The organism is Streptomyces sp. WM6386, assembly GCF_000972385.1.
Classification (GTDB): Bacteria; Actinomycetota; Actinomycetes; order Streptomycetales; family Streptomycetaceae; genus Streptomyces.
Window position 1 is genome coordinate 82706 of the sequence record NZ_JXTE01000012.1, and the last position, 20021, is coordinate 102726.

General features: G+C 71.3%; 8 protein-coding genes. 6 read left to right on the forward strand and 2 right to left on the reverse strand.

The window, feature by feature from the left end; translation table 11 throughout:
• Positions 1–29 precede the first annotated feature (29 nt).
• From TN53_RS10090 to TN53_RS10110, 5 genes are all read left to right on the forward strand, one after another.
• Entirely contained in the window at positions 30–890 is an 861-nt protein-coding gene (locus TN53_RS10090; protein ID WP_046258113.1) for an ABC transporter ATP-binding protein, read from the forward strand.
• An 85-nt stretch (positions 891–975) separates the two neighbouring features.
• Positions 976–2037: an iron-siderophore ABC transporter substrate-binding protein gene (locus TN53_RS10095; RefSeq protein ID WP_046258114.1), complete on the forward strand. Its 1062-nt coding sequence runs from the start codon at positions 976–978 to the stop codon at positions 2035–2037.
• The gene (locus TN53_RS10100) at positions 2034–3821 is read left to right on the forward strand and encodes an ABC transporter ATP-binding protein (RefSeq protein WP_046258115.1); all 1788 of its coding nucleotides are present in this window, start codon (positions 2034–2036) and stop codon (positions 3819–3821) included. The genes TN53_RS10095 and TN53_RS10100 overlap by 4 nt, the downstream gene beginning before the upstream one ends.
• 90 nt (positions 3822–3911) lie before the next feature.
• Positions 3912–14798, forward strand: a complete 10887-nt coding sequence (locus TN53_RS10105; protein WP_046258116.1) for a non-ribosomal peptide synthetase — start codon at positions 3912–3914, stop codon at positions 14796–14798.
• Complete coding sequence (locus TN53_RS10110) at positions 14785–16485, forward strand: ABC transporter ATP-binding protein (protein ID WP_046258168.1); 1701 nt, start codon at positions 14785–14787, stop codon at positions 16483–16485. Before TN53_RS10105 ends, TN53_RS10110 begins: the two co-directional genes overlap by 14 nt.
• A 178-nt stretch (positions 16486–16663) precedes the next feature.
• Here TN53_RS10110 and TN53_RS10115 read toward each other — a convergent pair whose 3' ends face one another.
• A complete protein-coding gene (locus TN53_RS10115) occupies positions 16664–17752 on the reverse strand; it encodes an alpha/beta hydrolase-fold protein (protein ID WP_046258117.1) in 1089 nt (362 codons plus the stop codon).
• A gap of 95 nt (positions 17753–17847) precedes the next feature.
• On the opposite strand from TN53_RS10115, the gene TN53_RS10120 reads away from it, so the two are divergent.
• The gene (locus tag TN53_RS10120) at positions 17848–18069 is read left to right on the forward strand and encodes an MbtH family protein (RefSeq protein ID WP_046258118.1); all 222 of its coding nucleotides are present in this window, start codon (positions 17848–17850) and stop codon (positions 18067–18069) included.
• Between the two features lie 132 nt (positions 18070–18201).
• On the opposite strand, the gene TN53_RS10125 is transcribed toward TN53_RS10120, so the two are convergent.
• The gene (locus TN53_RS10125) at positions 18202–20019 is read right to left on the reverse strand and encodes a glycoside hydrolase family 15 protein (RefSeq protein WP_046258119.1); all 1818 of its coding nucleotides are present in this window, start codon (positions 20017–20019) and stop codon (positions 18202–18204) included.
• Positions 20020–20021 lie beyond the last annotated feature (2 nt).

Consider the following 20021-nt stretch of genomic DNA (forward strand, 5'->3'; position numbering starts at 1 on the left):
GCTCTATGGACAGAAGGACAGGGGGCCTTGTGGTCACTCAGCACATCACCGAGATCAAGTCGGCGGTCGAGGACACCGCACGGCTGGCCGCGCGCGGCATCACGGTCGGTTACGGGAGCCGGACGGTCATCGAGGATCTCGACGTGGCGATCCCGCCCGGGGTGATCACGACGATCATCGGGCCCAACGGCTGCGGGAAGTCGACCCTGTTGCGAACGCTGTCGCGCCTGCTCAGGCCGGCCGGCGGGACGGTCGTCCTGGACGGCGAAGACATCGGCAGGCTCAAGACCCGCGAGGTGGCGAAGAGGCTTGGCATGCTGCCGCAGGCGCCCGTCGCGCCCGACGGGCTGACGGTGTCCGACCTGGTCGCCAGGGGCCGTCATCCGCACCAGAGTTGGCTGAGGCAGTGGTCGTCCGACGACGCCGCGGTGGTGGAGCGCGCGCTGGCCATGACGGCTGTGGCCGACCTGGCCGACCGCCCGGTCGACTCGCTGTCCGGCGGGCAGCGTCAGCGGGTGTGGATCTCGATGACCCTGGCTCAGGGCACCGACCTGCTGCTGCTGGACGAACCGACCACCTACCTGGACCTGGCACACGCGATCGACGTGCTCGACCTGGTGGACGACCTGCACGAGGGCGGCTGCACCGTGGTCATGGTCCTGCACGACCTCAACCTGGCCACGCGCTACAGCGACAACCTCGTCGTGATGAGAGCCGGCTCAATTCTGGCGCAGGGACACCCGCGTGACGTGATCAGTGCCGAACTGCTGGAAGAGGCCTTCGGGTTGCGGGCCCGGGTGGTCGACGACCCGGTGAGCGACCGGCCGCTCATCGTGCCGATCGGTCGCACGAACGTCCAGCTGAACCCTCAAGGAAATAAGGGGAGTTAGGCTAGGCTAACCTCATTCTTGTGGGTAAGGTTTGCCTGCCCTTAGAACGAGGTGTAGCGGACAGTGCGAAAGCAAGGGATTGCTGATGCTCCTCCATAGAACGACGCTCATGAAGCCCTGGCAGCGGGTCGCGTCCACCGTGTCCGCCGCAGCCCTCGCTGTCGGGCTCCTCGCGGGATGCGGCTCCGACTCGAAGGACGAGGCCGGCGACGACAACTCGCCCGCCGCGGCCGCCGCCGGCGCGTTCCCGGTCACGATGGAGCACGCCTTCGGAACCACGAAGATCACCAAGGCTCCGCAGCGGGTCGTCTCCGTCGGCTACACGGACGACCAGACCATCCTCGCGTTCGGCATCAAGCCGGTGGGCATGGTCGACCAGTACCCGAACCCGGAGGGGCAGAGTCCCGACATCAACACCCAGTGGCCCTGGGTGAAGGACAAGTGGGGCGACACCAAGCCCGAGGTCATCATGGAGAACGGTGACTCCGGCCCCAACTACGAGAAGATCGCCGCACTGCGGCCGGACCTGATCATCGCGGTGTACTCCGAGATCGACCAGGCCGCCTACGACAAGCTCTCCAAGATCGCCCCCACGTTGGGTCGTACGAAGACGGAGAAGGAGCCGTTCAGCGCGCCCTGGCAGGACAACGCCCTCCACATCGCCAAGGCCCTCGGCAAGGCCGAGGAGGGCGAGAAGATGGTGGCGGACATCCAGGGCAAGCTCGACGCGGCCAAGAAGGCGCACCCCGAGTTCGGAGACGAGACCGCCGTGGCGCTGTCCTGGTACGAGGACTCGGTGGCGCCGTTCACCTCGACCGACGTGCGTGGCCGGCTGGTGTCGGGCATCGGCTTCAAGTACCAGACCGAGATCGACAAGGTCGCGGGCGGCAGCTTCTACACCAAGCTCTCGCCCGAGCGCATCGACCTGGTCGACGTCGACCGCATCTTCGTCATCAACGACAAGGCGGACACGGACGCGTTGAAGAAGTTCAAGCTCTTCACCAACCTGAAGGCGGTCAAGGACGGCAAGGTGTCGTACCTGCTGGACAGTGAGGGGCCGGCCGTCGGCGCCGCCATCTCCCAGGGCACCCTGCCCTCCATGCCTTACGCGATCGACGAGCTGGTGAAGGCGGCCGAGCAGGGGTGAGCGTCGCCGCCCCGCGCGTCGCTCCGGCGGCCCTGCGCACCACGACCGGACGCGAGGCCACCCGATGGGTCGTGGCACACTGCCGCGAAGTGCCGTGGCTGACCACCGCCACCCTCGTCACCTCAGTGGCCGGGGCGGCGCTCCAGGTGCTCCCGGTGCTGCTGCTCGGCCAGGTGGTCGACGGGGTCGTCGAGGGGGAATCCCGTTCGGTCCTGGTCCGGATCGGGGTCGTGATGGTGGTCGCCGCGCTGCTCGGCGCGGCGGCCACCGCGGCGTCGACCTATCTGATCGGACGGCTCGGCGCCGACCTGCTCGCGCAGCTGCGGGAGGGCGCCGTCCGGGCGGTCCTCGGCATGCCGAGCGCACGGATCGAACAGGTCGGCCGGGGAGATGTGCTGTCCAGGGTCGGGGACGACGTGGCCGTGTTGTCCAAGGGCATCCGGATGGCCGTTCCCACGGTGTTCTCGGCGGGCGTGCTGGTCGCCATCGCCACGGTCGGCATGTTCGGCCTGGACTGGCGGCTCGGCCTGGCCGGCGCCGGCGCCCTGCCCGCGTACGCGCTCGCCCTGCACTGGTATCTGCCCCGGTCCGCCCCGCTCTACCGCAAGCAGCGAGTGGCCCAGGCCGACCGGGCGCAGGCCCTGATCAGCGGTCTGGACGGGCTCGACACGGTCCGGGCCTACCGCCTCGAAGAGGCCTTCCGCGAGAAGGTCACCCATGAGTCGCGCCGGGTGCGCGACCTCGGCATCGAGGTGTTCCACTTCTTCGGCCGGTTCGTCGGCCGCGAGAACCGCGCCGAGTTCATCGGACTGGTCCTGATCATCGTCGTGGGGTACGCCCTGCTGGAGGCCGATGCCGCCAGCCTGGGCGAGGTGTCGGCGGCCCCGCTGCTGTTCCACCGGCTGTTCGTCCCGCTCGGCATGATCATGTTCACCTTCGACGAGGCGCAGAAGTCGGGCGCCAGCCTGACCCGGCTGGTCGGCGTACTGGGGGAGGACGTGGAGGATCGGCTGGTGGGTGACTCGGCCGTCGCTGCGGCGGACGCCACGTCGTACGCGGTGACGGTGGAAGGGGTGACGTTCCGCTATCCCGACAGCGAGGATCCGGTCCTGCGGGACGTCAGCCTGACGATCCCGGCCGGCGGGTCGCTCGCCCTGGTCGGGGCGACCGGCGCGGGCAAGACGACGCTGGCCGCGCTGATCGCGGGCATCGGGACCCCGCAGGCCGGAACGGTGCGCATCGGATCGACCGAACTCGCCGGCCTGGACGAGGCCGGGGCGCGGGCCCTGGTGAGCATCCTGACCCAGGAGACCCATGTGTTCTCCGGTCCGCTCGCCGACGATCTGCGGCTGGCCGCGCCGGGGGCGACCGACGCCGAGCTGCTGGACGCGCTGCGCACGGTCGGTGCCGACCGCTGGGCCGAATCCCTGCCCGACGGACTCAAGACCCCTGTCGGCGAAGGCGGGGAGCGACTGGATGTCACCAAGGTCGCCCAGCTCGCCCTGGCCCGGCTGGTGTTGGGCCGGACGCCGGTGGTGGTGCTCGACGAGTCCACCGCGGAGGCGGGCAGCGAGGGCGCGGCCGAACTGGAACGGGCCGTGCTGGCCGCGTGCGCGGGCCGGACCACGCTGTTCGTGGCCCACCGGCTCACCCAGGCGATGGCGGCGGACCGGATCGCCGTACTGGACGCAGGCCGGGTCGTGGAGCAGGGCACCCACGAGGAACTGGTGGCCCTGGACGGCCGGTACGCGCGGCTGTGGCAGGCCTGGCGAGAAGGCAGTTGAACCCGAGCGGGCCGATCGGGCCCGAGTGACCCCGAGCCATCGCGAGCAAGTCTGAAACTCTCGTGCCTTCGAAGGGATGCTGAGTCCTCGATGACGGAACCGAGCGCAAGCGTCGTACTCCTGTCGCCCGCGCGCCTGGCCGACGTACGCAGGCGAACAGGCGACCACTCCGACCGGACCATCGCCGAAGCATGCGCCATCGGGTTGTCGTACTGGGCGACGGGCCACAGCCCCGAAGGCCTCGACCTCACTCCGGGCACGCTCTTCGCCGACGTCCTCGGCTGGGTCGACAACGGCGGTACCGGACCCGGCGGTTGGGAGGCCGGCGCGGACGGCCGGACCATCGCCGTCCCGGACGGCGTCGACCTGGCCCAGGCGCAACTCGCCCTGGACGACCTCGCCGACTTCCCGGACCGACCCCTCGGCACCATCGGTCCGGCCGGGGTGGCGGAGCGACTCCAGGCGCTGGCTCGTTGGAACGACACCCGGGCCGAGCGCGAACGCCCCACCCTGGTCGAGATGTTCCGCGCGCAGGCGCGCAGCAGGCCGGACGCCATCGCCGTCGTGGACGAGCACCGATCACTGACCTACCGTCAGGCTGCCGAACTCTCCAGCCAGTTGGCCCACCACCTGCTCGAACGCGGCCTCACCGAAGAACAGGTCGTCGGCATCTCCCTCCACCGCTCCGCCGACATGGTCATCGGGCTGCTCGGCGTCCTCCAAGCGGGCTGCGCCTTCGTGCCGCTCGACCCGCAGTGGCCCGCCGCGCGCCGCGCCGTCGTCATCGAGGACGCGCGTGTCGTCGTACAGCTCAACGACTCGGGCGTGAGCGGCCCCGGCGAGCCGGAGGCCGTCGCCGTCGACCTCGGCGACTGGCGCTTCGCCGACCTCCCCACCGAGGGGACCGGGATCACCGTCCCCGGCGACGCCCTCGCCTACGTCATCTTCACCTCCGGGTCCACCGGGCGGCCCAAGGGCGCGATGATCCGGCACGAGGCGATCAGCGAACGCCTGCTGTGGCAGGTGCACGAGATCCTCGGCTTCGGCCACGACGACGCGTCCCTGTTCAAGGCACCGCTGTCCTTCGACATCTCCATCAACGAGATCTTCCTGCCCCTGGTGTGCGGCGCCCGTCTGGTGGTCCTGCGGCCCGGCGGCGAACGCGACCCGCACCACCTGCTGAGCGTCATCGCCGAGCAGCGCGTCACCTTCACCTACCTGGTCTCGTCCATGCTGGACGTCCTCCTGGAGATGGCCGGCGACTCCGGCCGCCTGGACAGCCTGCGGCACGTGTGGTGCGGCGGCGAGGTGCTCACCCCCGAGCTGTACGAGCGGTTCCGCACCAAGCTCGACATCCCCCTCTACCACGGCTACGGCCCCGCCGAGACGACGATCGGCGTCTCGCACGTCATCTACCGGGGCGCGGCGGAACGCCTGTCGACGTCCATCGGCAAGGCCAACCCCAACACCCAGCTGTACGTCCTCGACGACGAACTGCGCCCGGTCCCGGTCGGCGTGGGCGGCGAACTGTACGTCGGCGGCTTCCTGTTGGGGCGCGGGTACGTCAACGCCCCCGACCTGACGGCATCCCGGTTCGTCGCGAACCCCTTCGCCTCGGACGGGTCCCGGCTCTACCGGACCGGCGACCTCGCCCGCTTCGCCCCGGACGGGTCGCTGGACTTCCTCGGCCGGGCCGACAACCAGATCAAGATCCGAGGCATGCGGCTGGAGATCGAGGACGTCGAGGTCGGCCTCGCCGAGCACCCCGGCGTACGGCACACGTGCGTCGTCGCCAAGAAGAACGCCTCGGGCGGCACCTACCTGGTGGGATACGTCATCCCGGCCGCCGGCGGCGAGGAGTTGCGGGCCGACGAGATCAAGGTGTGGGCCACCGCGCACATGGTGGAGTACATGGTGCCCGCCCACATCGTCGTGATGCGGGAGTTCCCGCTCACCGCCAACGGCAAGCTCGACCGCAACGCCCTGCCGGAACCCGAGATCGGGGCGGGCCTCCTCGTCCCGCCCGCCACCGAGAACGAACGCGTGGTGTGCGAGGTCGTCGCCAAGGTGCTGCGGCTCGACGAGGTCGGCGCGGACCAGGACTTCTTCCAGCTCGGCGGCGACAGCATCCTGGCGATCTCGCTGCTGAGCGCGCTGCGCGACGCGGGCCTCCATGTCACGGCACGGCAGATCTTCACGCACAGCTCGGTGCGGGCGCTGGCGGCGGTCGCGAGCCGGGAGGACGTCTCCACCGTGGACCGCGGTGACGTCCCGACCGGCACCGTCGTGGGCTCGCCCATCGTGCAGTGGCTCGGCGAGACCACGGACGCGATCGACGGTTTCGTGCAGTCGGTGGTGCTGAACACCCCCGCCGCCCTGGCCCCTGAGACCCTCGACCAGATCCTGACCGCCCTGATCGGCCACCACGACATGCTGCGCGCCCGGCTCGTACGCGGCGACCGCTGGAACTTCGACATCCCCGAGGCGGGCGACATCCCCGCGGCATGGCAGGAGAGCGACCAACCGCTCGACGCGTGCGTCGCTCTCGCCACCGACGGGCTGGACCCCGACAACGGTGTGATGCTGCGGGCCGTATGGCGCCGTGCGGCCCGCCAGTTGGTCGTGGCCGCCCACCACGTGGTGATCGACGGCGTGTCCTGGCGGGTCCTGATGGAGGACCTGGCCACCGCATGGCGGCAGTCCTGCGCTGGCGAGCCCGTCGAACTGCCCCCGGTCGGCACGTCGTTCCGCCGCTGGACGAGGCTGCTGGAACGCGCGGCGTTCGACGCGGACAGCTCCTACTACCGGCGGCCGCTGCCCGGCGCGGACGAACCTCTGGGCAGGCGCCCGCTGTCCGGGACCGACACCGTCGTCCGGGAGCGGATCCGGACCGTCACGGTCGGCCCCGAGGTCACCGCCGCGCTGCTCGGTGAGATCCCCGCGAAGTTCCACGCGGGCGTCAACGACGTGCTGCTGACCGGGCTGGCGGTCACCCTCGCCCGGTGGCGCCGCGACCGTGGGCAGGCCCAGACGTTCGCGCACATAGAACTCGAGGGCCACGGCCGCGAAGGCGGGTTCGTGGCGGGATCGGTCGGCTTCGAGCCCGAACTGTCGCGCACCGTCGGCTGGTTCACCACCCTGTTCCCGGTGACCGTCGACCCCGGCACGGCACCCGACCTGACCGCGCCCGAGTATCTGACCGCCGCGCTCAAGGCGGTCAAGGAAGACCTGGCCCGGGTGCCGGACAACGGCGTCTCCTACGGCGCCCTGCGCTATCTCACCCAGGTCGAGTTCGAGACACCCGCCCCGCAGGTGCTCTTCAACTACCTGGGCCGGTTTGCCGCGGGCGCGGCCGGAGACTGGCAACTCGCCCAGGCCACAGAACAGTTGGGCGAGAAGCGTGACCCACTGATGCGTCTGCCGCGGGCCCTGGAGTTCAACGCGATCGCCGAACCCGCCCCGGACGGCGGCGGATACGAGCTGGTCACCACCCTCTCCTGGCCCGAGGGGATGTTCACCGACGACGACATCGCGACAATCGGCGGCTACTTCCGCCAGACCCTGGCCGGGCTGGCGGCGCTCGACGAGGGCGGCCACTCGCCCAGCGACTTCCCCCTGGTGCCGCTCGCCCAGCCCGACATCGACGCGTTGGACGGCCCGGCACTGCGGGACATCCTGCCGCTGACCCCCTTGCAGGAGGGCCTGTACTTCCACTCGGTCTTCGACGACGACTCGGCCGGCACCTACGTCGAACAGCAACTCCTCACGCTGGACGGCGAGGTGGACGCGGACCGTCTCGCGGCGGCGGCCACCCGGCTGCTCACCCTGTACCCGAACCTGGCCGCCCGGTTCGTGTCCCTCGCCGACGGCCGGGTGGTCTCCGTCCTGGAGAGCGGTGTCCAGGCGCCGTTCACCACGCTGGACCGCCCCGGCATCACCGACGCCGAGATCCGCGACCTCGCCGAACGGGACCGCAGGGCAGGGTTCGACCTGGCCACCGGTCCGCTGATGCGGTACACGCTCATCCGCGCGGGAGCCGGTCGCACCGTCCTGGTGCAGACCGTGCACCACATCATCGCCGACGGCTGGTCGGTGCCGCCGATGCTGCGTGCGCTGCTGGCCGAGTACCACGCACCGGGCACGGTCCACCCGCTGGGCGGTTTCCCCGACTACGTGGGCTGGCTCGCCGGACAGGACGCCGACGAGAGCGACCGGGTGTGGCGGGCCGAACTCGCCGACCTGCCGGGCGCCTCGCTGGTCGCGGAGGGGCACACCCCCACCGACCGGTTCGCCGACATCGCCGTACCGCCGGAAAGCGACGTGGACGCTGCCGCGCGGTCGGCGGGTGTGCCGCTGAGCGTGGCCGTGCACAGCGCCTGGGCGGTGACCCTGGGCGGCATCCTGCACGGCAGGGACGTGGTCTTCGGGTCCACTGTCTCGGGGCGCGACGCGCAGGTGCCCGGCATCGCGGACATGGTGGGCCTGTTCATCAACACGATTCCCGTGCGAGCCCGTTGGACCGGCACCACCACCGCACGCGACCTGCTCGCCTCGGTGCGGGACCACCAGAGCGCCGTCCTGCCGCACCAGCACATCTCACTGGCGCGGATCAGCCGCCACACCGGTGCCGGCCCGCTCTTCGACACCCTGGTGGTGTTCGACGTGGCGACCGACGTGGACGCACTGCGGGACCCCGGCCACGAACTCGTCGTCACCGGCATCGTGAACGAGGGCGCCCCGCACTACCCGTTGACCCTGGTCGTGGAGCGCACCCCTGACGGCCGCCCGCGCTTCAACCTCATCCACGACGCCGACCTGCTGCGGGGGACGAGCGCCCAGGAGATCCTGCACACGTTCGCCCGGACCCTCAGCGGCCTGCTCACCCGCCCGGACATCCCCGTCGACGACCTCAGGTCCACACCGCCCCGGCACCCGGCGCGCACGGAACCGACCACCCTGGGCGCGCTCTTCGACGCCGCCGCGACCCGTGACCCGGCCGCCACCGCGGTCACCCAGTGCGCCCTCGACGGCGGCACCCGTTCCCTGACGTACGGCGAACTGGCCGAGACCAAGGACGACTTGGCCTCGGGTCTGCGCGCCGCCGGGGTCCGGCCGGGTCGGCGGGTCGCGGTCGCCGTACCGCGCTCCCTGGAGCAGGTCGTCGCCCTGATTGCCATCGTCAGCGCGGGCGGCGCCTACGTCCCGCTGGACCTCGCCTACCCGGACGAACGGCTGGAGTACATCCTCGCCGACGCCGCTCCCCAGGTCGTCCTCGTGGACCGCGAGCACCGCGACCGCTTCACCCGGCTCCTGGACCGGGCCGGAGTGGCGGCCCAGGTGCTCGTGCAGGGAGACGAGCTGCCGCGGGCCGCGACCGGCCCCGAGTCCCGCCCGCACGACCCGGCCTACGTCATCTACACCTCCGGCTCCACCGGCCGGCCCAAGGGCGTCGTCGTCCCGCACTCCAGTGTGGTCACCCTGCTCGCCAACACCCGCCCGGCCATGGGCTTCGGACCGCGGGACGTATGGGTCCAGTTCCACTCCTACTCCTTCGACTTCGCGGTCTGGGAACTGTGGGGCGCCCTGGCGCACGGCGGTGAGCTGCTGGTGCCGGAGTACGGGCTGACCCGCTCCCCGCTCGACTTCCACCGGCTGGTCCGCGAGCGCGGGGTGACCGTGCTCAACCAGACCCCGTCGGCGTTCTACCAGTTCATCGAGGCCGACCGGCAGGCCGACGAGCCGGTCACCGCACTGCGCCGGATCATCTTCGGCGGCGAGGCGCTGGACCTCGGGCGGCTGCGCGGCTGGGTCGAGCGGCACGGCACGGGTACGCCCGAGCTGGTCAACATGTACGGCATCACCGAAACCACCGTGCACGTCACCCACCGGGTGCTGACCGACGCCGACTTCGGCTCCGGTGACGACGCCGGCCCCATCGGCGGCCCGATCCCCGGACTGGTCACCTATCTGCTCGACGACCGGCTCCGGCCGGTGCCCCCGGGCAGGGTCGGCGCGATCTATGTCGCCGGCGACCAGGTGTCGCTCGGCTATCTCGGCAGGCCCGGGCTCACCGCGGGCCGGTTCGTGGCGGACCCGTTCGCGGGCGACGGCTCCCGCATGTACCACACGGGCGACCTGGCCCGCCGTACCCTCGACGGCGAGCTGGAGTTCGCCGGGCGCGCCGACGACCAGATCCAACTCAAGGGATTCCGGATCGAGTTGGGTGAGGTGGAAGCCGCCGTCAGGGAACTGGACGGGGTGGTCGACGTGGCCGTCACCGTCGCGGACAGCGGCGATCACCTGGTCGCCCACATCGTGGGCAGGGTGCCTGGCGACCTCGTCGCCCGGCTGTCGGCGAAGCTGCCCGCGCACATGGTGCCGAGCAGGGTGCTGCCGGTCGAGGCCCTGCCGCTGACAGTCAACGGCAAGCTGGACCGCAAGGCCCTGACCGCGCTGGCCGCGCACGACGAGACCCCCGCGGCCGCGAGCGAGTCCGCGGTCACCGCACTGGTCGGCATCTTCGCCGCGGTACTGCCCGGCGACGCGGACGTGGACGGCGACACGGACTTCTTCCGGGCCGGGGGCGACAGCATTGTCGCCATCACGGTGGTCAACCGGGCCAGGGCGGTCGACGTGCCGATCTCGCCACGAGACGTGTTCCTGCTGCGCACACCGCGCGCGCTGGCCGCGTCCCTGGGGTCGAGCACACCGACGGCCGTGCCCGCCCGCCACGAGGACGGCCCGCTCCCGCCGACACCGATCATCCTGCGCCAACGCGAACTGGGCGGCTCGCTCGCCCGGTTCGCACAGGCCCGGAGCCTGGCCGTCGCCGAAGGCTTCGAGTTCGCCGACGTCGAGCAAGCAGCGACCGCCGTCGTGGCCGCGCACCCGGCGCTCAGGCTGCGGCTGAGCGTCGAGCACGGCGTATGGGCCCTGCGCACCGAACCCGAGCGTGAGGTCACCGTCGTACGGGCAGCCACGGCTCACGCGACGGCAGCGGCCGACGAGGCCGCCGGACGACTCGATCCCGAATCCGGCGATGTCATCGCGTTCTCGTGGCTGGCGGCGAGCCGCACTCTGGTCGTCACCGTGCACCACCTCGCCGTCGACTCCGTGTCCTGGCTGATCCTGCTGGACGACCTGGCCACCGCCCTGCGCGGGGAGCCCCTCGCACCGCCGACCACGTCCTACGCCGAGTACGCCGAGGCCCTGACCCTGCGGTCCGCCCACGCACTCGACGACCTCGGACACTGGATCACCACACTCCAGGCATCCCCGCTGCTGCCCACCGTCCGAGGACTGCGCGAGACGACGGTCGTACTCGCGCCCGACGCGACCGACCGCGTGACGCGTACCGCGCCCGCCGCACTCGGCGTCGACCTCACCGAGCTGCTCTGCGGCGCCCTGCGCACCGCCCTGACCCGCGTCCAGCCCGCCCCCACCGATCTCGCGATCGAACTGGAGCGGCACGGCCGGGTCCCGGCCCTCGACCACCACGACTACACCCGCACGGTCGGCTGGTTCACCGCGATCGCTCCCGTACGGCTCACCGCGCACACCGACCCGGTCGCGGCCGCCCGCGAGCTCGCCGAACGCCAGCCGGACGAGCGCGCCCATGTCGCCTACGGGCAGCTCAGGTATCTCAACGCGCAGACGGCCCCGCTGCTGAACGGCCGCCCGCAGGTGCTGTTCAACCACCTCGGCCGGGGCAGCGAGTCGCAGGCACTGCACGTGGCCGGCGGCGACCAGGGCAGTCCGTACGCCGTCGAGGTCAACACCTGGCTCGACGAGACCACCGGAGCCCTGCACGCGGCCTTCACCCTCGCCGACGGCATCCCCGATGAGATCACCGAGCACTGGCTGAGCGCACTGGAGACCGTCGCGGACGCCGCCGCGACGGCCGAGCGCACGGCACCCGTCACGCCCCTCCAACGAGGCCTGTTCTTCCAGGCCCAGATGGCGGGCGCGGCCGGACACTACGTCGCGCAGAGCTGGTTCACCTTCGACCGGCGCCTGGACACCGACGCGCTGGCCGAGGCGATGGCGCACGTGATCGCCCGGCACCCGGTCGTGGGCGCCGGCTTCACCACGGACGGCGACGGGAACCCCGTCCAGGTACTGCGGGCGGGGCGACGCGTCGATGTCCGCACGGTGGAGCTGTCGACGGACGCGGAGGTCGACGCCCTGCGTGCCCGGGACCGCGACACGGGATTCGACCCAGGGGAGCCGCCCCTGATCCGGCTGACCGTGGTGCGGCTGCCCGACGACCGCGACGGACTGCTGTTCAGCTACCACCTGCTCCTGTGGGACGGCTGGTCCCGCGAGATCGTGCTGCGGGACCTCTTCGACGCCTACGAGGCCGCCCTCGCCGGTGAGTTGCCGGCCCCGGCTCCCGCGCGGCCCGGCTTCGAGGATCACGCCTGGGCACTCGCCGCCAAGGACACCGCCGCATCGGAACGCTTCTGGGCGGAGCACCTGGCGGGCCTGTCCGGCCCGACGCTGCTCGCCGGACCGGCACCGGCGCTGTCGGACCAACTGCCGCCCACGGTCGTCCACACGCTGTCACTCGAGCAGTCGGATCTGTTGCGGGAGGCGGCCAGGGCGCACGGTGTCACGCTGAACTCGGTGCTGACCGGGGCGTTCGGCCTGCTGCTGGGGGCCCACACGGGCCGCAGCGACGCCGTGTTCGGGATGACCGTCTCCGGGCGGGACGGCGAGGGACTCTCGGACATCGTCGGCGTACTGCTCAACACCGTGCCCATGTGGACGCGGGCGCGCCCGGACGACACCGTCGGCGCGTACCTGGCGGCCGTGCAGGCGGCCCGGGTCGCGGCGATGGACCACGAGTACCTGGGGCTCGGCGAGATCCAGCGGGCCGGCGGGCACGAGACCCTGTTCGACAACCTGTTCGTGCTGCAGAACTTCCTCGACAGGGACGCGTTCGCGGAGATGAACGCCCGGCACGGCATCTCCGAGGTGAAGGCCGACGACTCCACCCACTATCCGTTCACCTGGGTCGTCACGCCCGGCGACCGGCTCACGGTCAAACTGGAGTACCGCGACGACGACACCGAGGGCGCCCGCCGGCTCCTCGACGACTATCTGCGGGTGCTGGAGGACGTGGCACGCTCGACCGGACCGGTCGGCGCGCTGCCGGGACCGGGGTCGCGGCCGGTGCCGGGGGAGCGTACGGACGTCGGCACGGACACCGTCGTCGACCGGTTCGACCGGGCCGCGGACCGTGAGCCGGAGCGGATCGCGCTCGTCGCACACGGCCGGACCATGACCTTCGCTCAGCTGCGGGACCGCAGCCGGGCGCTGGCGGGCGTGCTGGCCGGTCGCGGCATCGGCGTGGAGAAGGCCGTGGCGCTCGCGATCCCGCGCTCGCTCGACTCCATCGTGGCGCTGTTCGCCGTACTGCGCGTCGGGGCCGCCTATGTGCCCCTGGAGCTGGACCACCCGGACGAGCGGATCGCCGCGATCGTCGAGGACGCCCGGCCGGACGCGATCCTGACCGTGAGCGCCGTGACACCCCGGCTGGCCGGGCTGACCGGCGACCCGATCGAGCTGGACCGGCCCCTGCCCGAGGCCGCACCGTATGTGACGTTCGCCCCGGACGACCCGCAGCGGCTGCGGCACCCCGCGTACACGATCTACACCTCCGGATCGACCGGGAAGCCCAAGGGCGTGGTGACCGAGTACGCCGGACTCACCAACATGCTGATCAACCATCAGCGGCGCATCTTCGAACCGGTGCTGGCCGACCACGGCCATCGGGTGTTCCGGATCGCGCACACGGTGTCGTTCGCGTTCGACATGTCGTGGGAGGAACTGCTGTGGCTCGCCGACGGCCATGAAGTACACATCTGCGACGAGGAGTTGCGCCGTGACGCACCCCGGCTGGTCGCCTACTGCCTGGAGCACGGGATCGACGTCGTCAACGTGACCCCGACCTACGCACAACAACTCGTGGCGGAGGGACTGCTGGACAGCCCGGCACGGCGTCCCGCCCTGGTGCTGCTCGGCGGCGAGGCCGTCACACCGACGCTGTGGCAGCAACTCGCCGACACCGAGGGAACCGTGGGCTACAACCTCTACGGACCCACCGAGTACACCATCAACACCCTGGGCGTGGGCACCTTCGACTGCCAGGACCCGGTAGTGGGCGTGGCCATCGACAACACCGACGTGTATGTGCTGGACCCCTGGCTGCGCCCCGTCCCGGACGGCGTCCCGGGCGAGTTGTACGTGTCGGGCATCGGCACCGCGCGCGGCTACCTCGGCCAACCCGCCCAGACGGCACACCGGTTCGTGGCGTGCCCGTTCGGTGCGCCGGGCGAGCGGATGTACCGCACCGGGGACCTGGTGATCCGGCGGCCGGACGGGAACCTCATGTACCTGGGCCGCACCGACCAGCAGGTCAAGATCCGCGGGCATCGGGTCGAACTCGGCGAGGTCGAGGCCGTGTTCGCCGCGCACCCGGCGGTGCGGTTCGTCGCCGCCGTCGCGCAGCCCGACCCGCAGGTCGACGGCGCGTACCGGCTGGCCGCCTATCTGGTTCTGGACGGGGCGGATCTGGCGACGGTCGCCGCCGAAGTGGGCGCCGGACTCCCGGACTTCCTGCGGCCCACCCACTACGCCCAGGTCGACGGCATCCCGCTGACCGTCAACGGGAAGGCTGACACCACGGCGTTGCCGGAGGCCAAGCCGCTGGGCACGCTGACCACCGCCGGGGAGCGCGGGCCGCAGACCGAGACCGAGACCGTGGTGTGCGAGTTCTTCGCCGAGGCACTGGATCTGGACGACGACGAGGTGAGCGCGGTGAGTGAGTTCGTGTCCTTGGGCGGGCACTCCATGCTGGCGGTGCGGCTGATCGGGCTGCTCCGCCGGGAGTTCGGCCCTGTGATATCCCTGCGTGATCTGTACGCCCTGCGCACCCCGGAAGCGATTGCCCGCCACCTCGATGACAACTCCTGACACGCAGCGGCCCGGTTCGGGGTCCGACATCCTGAGGACCGCCCTGCGCCGCAACGTCGGTGCCATGACCCGGGGCACCGCCCTGATGGGCCTGTACCAGGCGGGAGAGACCGCCTTCCCCATCGCGCTCGGCCTGATCGTCGAGCACGCGCTGCGGGGTCGCAGCCTCGACGCGCTCGCCCTGTCGGTCGTCGCCCTGGCGGTGATCATCACGACGGTGTCGCTGTCGTGGCGGTTCGGGATGCGCGTCCTGCAGAAGGCCAACACGACCGAGGCACACCGGTGGCGGGTGCGGGTCGCGGCCTGCGCGCTCCAGCCGGTGGCCCGGGACGTCGACCTGAAGTCCGGCGAGGTGCTGACCATCGCCACCGAGGACGCCGACCAGACCGCCGACATCATCGAGGTGGTCCCGCTGCTGATCAGTTCACTGGTCGCGGTGCTGGTCGCGGCGGTCGCACTGGGCCGGGCCGACCTCCGGCTCGGGCTGCTGGTGATCGTGGGAACCGTCGCGATCCTGGCGATCCTGAGCGTGCTGTCCAAACGGATCGGCGACAGCACCCAGGAACAGCAGGCGCGGGTGGCGCGGGCCGGCGCGAAGGTCGCCGACCTGATCACCGGCCTTCGCCCGCTGCACGGTTTCGGCGGCAACCACGCGGCGTTCCGCTCCTACCGGCAGGTCAGCACGGAGGCCCGACACCAGGCGGTCACCGTCGCCAAGGTGAACGGCGCCTACGCGGGCACGGCCCTGGCCCTCAACGCGATGCTCGCCGCCGCGGTGACCCTGATGGCCGGGTGGCTGGCGTTCGACGGCCGGATCGGCATCGGGGACCTCGTCATGGCCGTGGGGCTGGCACAGTTCATCATCGAACCGCTCAAACTCTTCTCCGAGATGCCGAAGTACGTGATGATCGCCCGCGCGTCCGCCGAGCGGATGGCGCTGGTGCTGAGCGCGCCACCGGTGACGACCCCCGGAAGGGAACGCCCCGCCGCGGGCGGCGACCTGGACGTCGACGGGGTACGCCACGGGACCCTGCGCGAGCTCAAGTTCACCGTGTCCGCCGGTGAGTTCGTGGCGATCGCCGCCTACCAGCCGCGCGCGGCGGCCGACCTCGCCGCGGTCCTGGCCATGCGGGTGCCGCCCGACGCGTACGAGGGAGTCGTGCGGATCAGCGGGCAGGCGCTGGCGGAGCTGTCCGTCGAGGCGGTCCGCGAGCATCTGCTGGTGAACCCGTACGACGGTGAGATCTTCGCGGGCACCCTGCGCACCAACATCGACCCGTCGGGCACCAGCCGGACCGTCCCCGAGGCAGTCGAGGCGTCCATGCTGACCGATGTCGTCGCCCTCCACCGCGAAGGCCTCGACCACGGCGTCCGCGACCGGGGCGCGAACCTCTCCGGGGGACAGCGGCAGCGGCTGTCACTGGCCCGGGCCCTCGCCGCCGACTCCGACATCCTCGTGCTGCACGACCCGACCACGGCCGTCGACGCGGTCACCGAGCAGCTCATCGCGCGCAATGTCGCGCGGCTGCGCCGGGGCCGCACCACCGTCGTCATCACCAGCAGCCCCGCCCTCCTGGACGCCGCCGACCGGGTTCTCGTCCTGGACGAGGGGGTCATCGGTGCCGAGGACACCCATCGCAACCTCCTGGCCACCGACGAGGAGTACTGCCTCGCCGTGGCCAGGTGACATCGGCTGCCGGCCGGGAGCCGGGTGCTGAGCGCTCCGCGGGAAGTGCCGCGATGTGCTGTCACCCGTCCGCGGCGCCGTCGTGGCTGGTCGCGCCCCGCGGCGGAGCCGCATATGGATACGGCCCCGCGCCCCTTACGGACGCTGCCGAACCCGTAGAGGACTTCACCCGACCCGCTTAGCCGAGCGCCCAGGCGACATCCCGGAGCAGGGCGTGCCGCCAGCCCGCCCGGTCGTGGTCCGACGCCGACCGTGACACCCGTACGGTCGCGCCGGCCTGTTCGGCCAGGGCCTCGGTCAGCTCGCAGTGGGGCAGCATCCGCGTCTCGTGTTCCCCCACGTCGAACGCGATCCGCAGACCGGACAGATCGGGGCGCTGCCGCAGCCGCTCGGCGAGGGCGCCGCCGACCGGGCCGCCCAGCAGGTCGGCCGACTCCATGGCGTCAGGTGTCCACCAGAACGACCCCGACTGACAGGCGACGCGGGAGACCAGGTCCGGGAACTCCAGTGCCGCGTACAGCGCGCTGAGCCCGCCGAGGCTCTGCCCGGCGACCACCAGCCGGTCCCGGTCGGCGGGTGCGCCGGACTCCGCCAGCAGCGGCAGCAGTTCGTCCCGGACCGCCCGCCACAGCTCGGGCCGGCACGCGAATTCGGCTCGCCGGTCCTTGACCGGAAGGAAGACAAGAGTGACGGCGGGCATCTCGCCACTGGCGACGGCCGAGTCGAAGGCGGTCATGGCGGGGTGCAGATGGAGCCAGTCGTCCCCGTCGAGGAGCAGCACCACCGGTCCGCCACCGCCCACCGGGTGGACGCGTACGGTGCGCCGCCCGCCCAGCAGTTCGCTGCTCCAGCGGAGCCGGGTGCGGGGGAGCGGTAGCACCTCGTCGGGGCCGAGGGCGGGCCAGTGCGGCTGGGCCGGGGCGTCCGGGGTCGCGGCGATGGAACGGTCGCCGCCGGCGCCGACCGGGTTGAACGGGTCGGCGTACGCCGCGCGGTCCACGAGGAACTGGTAGGTGACGCGCAGCCGTGCGGGCATGAGCACCTCGGCGTACCAGCAGTCCGTGTCGGCCCACCGGCGCAGCGGGACCGGCTCCGACCAGCTCTCGAAGCCGATGTCCGCTGCGGACCCCCGCCACAGGAACAGGGTCGTCCAGCCGCCGCCGGGTGCAGGAACCGACCTGGGCGCCCTCACGGCCGCCCAGAAGGCATCGGTGCCGGGCCGGCCGGACAGCCCGAACCTGACGAAGGCGTCCTCCACCACGGGCATGCACGTCTCCTTGTGAGAGCGAGGGCAGAGAAGTTAGGCTCGCTGCAATTAGGCGAGCCTAACCTAAGGCCGGCATTTCCGGGGAGGCACAGTACATGAGCACCAACCCCTTCGACGACGCCGAAGGCCGTTTCCTGGTCCTCGTGAACGACGAGGGCCAGCACTCGCTCTGGCCCTCCTTCGCCGAGGTGCCCGGAGGATGGACGGTCGTCTTCGGCGAGAACTCCCGGGAGGCGTCCCTGGACTTCATCAAGGCCAACTGGACCGATCTGCGCCCCCGTTCCCTCGTGGCGGCCACAGAGACCGACGCCTCGTAGCGCCGCTGTCGCGCGGTGCCGTCCGGGGCGACGGTGGGGTCCGGGCAGCGTCGGACGGGGAACCGGTGGTGTCGTCCTCGACGGAGCCGCAGGCGCTCAGCGGGGTGGGCCCGGCGGTGCCGGGGGCAGCGCTCAGCCCAGCGCGCGATCCAGGTTGAACGCCGCGCTGATGAGCGCGAGATGTGTGAACGCCTGCGGGAAGTTGCCCTGTTGCTCGCCGGTGTGGCTGATCTCCTCGGCGTACAGGCCCAGATGGTTGGCGTACGTCAGCATCTTCTCGAAGGCGAGCCGTGCCTCGTCGACCCGGCCGGCGTGCACCATCGCCTCGACGTACCAGAAGGAGCAGATGGAGAACGTGCCTTCGTCGCCGCGCAGTCCGTCGGGGCTGGCCAGCGGGTCGTAGCGGTAGACCAGGGAGTCGGAGACCAGCTCCTGGGTGAGCGCGTCCAGGGTGGACAGCCACTTGGGGTCGGTCGGGGCGATGAACTTCGTCAGCGGCATCATGAGGACGGCCGCGTCCAGTACGTCGCCGTCCTCGTGCTGCACGAACGCCTTGCGGGTCTCGGACCAGCCGCGGCTCATGATCCGCCGGTAGATCGTGTCGCGGCACTCCAGCCAGCGCGGCAGATCGGCGGGCAGACCGCGACGGTTCGCCATGCGGATGGCCCGCTCGATCGCCACCCAGCACATGAGGCGCGAGTACAGGAAGTTCTTGCGGCCGCCCCGGGTCTCCCAGATCCCCTCGTCGGGCTGGTCCCAGTGCTCGCACACCCACTCCACCAGGGCGCACACATCGTCCCACTGGTCGCTGGAGATCGGCTTGGCCCACTTGTCGTAGAGGTAGATCGAGTCGATCAGCGCGCCGTAGATGTCCAGCTGGAGCTGGTCCGCCGCGGCGTTGCCGATCCGCACCGGCGCGGAGCCGTGATGTCCTTCGAGATGGGGGAGTTCGGACTCGGTGAGGTCGGTGCGGCCGTCGATGCCGTACATGATCTGCAGCGGTCCGGAGGGTTTGCCGTCGCCCGGACTGACGTGCTTGGTCACGAAGTTCATGAACGCCTCGGCCTCGCCGGTGAAGCCGAGCCGCAGCAGGGCGTACACACAGAACGCGGCGTCCCGCACCCACACGTACCGGTAGTCCCAGTTGCGTTCCCCGCCGAGCTGTTCGGGCAGGCTCGTCGTCGGCGCGGCCACGATCGCGCCGGTCGGCGCGTAGGTGAGCAGCTTCAGGGTGAGGGCCGAGCGGTGCACCATCTCCCGCCACCGGCCCCGGTACTTGGAGGCGGAGAGCCAGCGGCGCCAGTAGGCGACCGTGCTGTTGAACTGTTCCTCGGCCTCGGTGCGCGCGCACCTGCGCGGGGTCACCTCACCGCCGACCTGGTCCAGCGCGAACACCGCCGACTCGCCCTCGGCGAGCTTGAAGTCGGCGCGGGCGTCCTGGCCGTCGGTCTCCAGCGGCACGGTCGCGGTCAGGCCGAGCGACAGTTGCGCGGAGTCGAAGACGGCGACGTCGCCGACCATGCGCAAGGTGTGCGGCTGCCTGCCGTAGTCGAACCGCGGGGCGACGCGGGTGCGGAACGGGAGGGAACCGCGCACGCACACCACCCGCCGGATCAGCCGGTGCCGCTCGGACTCGGCCGACTCGCCGTCGACCGGCATGAAGTCCTGCACCTCGCCGACGCCGTCCTCGGTGAAGAAGCGGGTGATCAGCACATTGGTGTCGGGGAAGTAGAACTGCTTCGTCTTCGCCGGCACCGACGCGGCGAGCTCGAAGGACCCGCCGCGCTCCGCGTCGAGGATCGAGGCGAAAACGCTGGGGGCGTCGAAGGCCGGGCAGCAGTACCAGTCGATCGTGCCGTCCGTGCCCACCAGGGCCACGCTCCGCAGGTCGCCGATCAGCCCGTGCTCGGCGATCGGCAGATACGGCTGGTCCACAGGTGTTGCGCTCATCG

Coding starts and splice junctions, on each gene's coding strand:
- TN53_RS10115 (WP_046258117.1), bottom strand. CDS start 17,752: ATGCCCGTGGTGGAGGACGCCTTCGTCAGGTTCGGGCTGTCCGGCCGG.
- TN53_RS10125 (WP_046258119.1), bottom strand. CDS start 20,019: ATGAGCGCAACACCTGTGGACCAGCCGTATCTGCCGATCGCCGAGCAC.
- TN53_RS10095 (WP_046258114.1), top strand. CDS start 976: ATGCTCCTCCATAGAACGACGCTCATGAAGCCCTGGCAGCGGGTCGCG.
- TN53_RS10105 (WP_046258116.1), top strand. CDS start 3,912: ATGACGGAACCGAGCGCAAGCGTCGTACTCCTGTCGCCCGCGCGCCTG.
- TN53_RS10120 (WP_046258118.1), top strand. CDS start 17,848: ATGAGCACCAACCCCTTCGACGACGCCGAAGGCCGTTTCCTGGTCCTC.
- TN53_RS10110 (WP_046258168.1), top strand. CDS start 14,785: ATGACAACTCCTGACACGCAGCGGCCCGGTTCGGGGTCCGACATCCTG.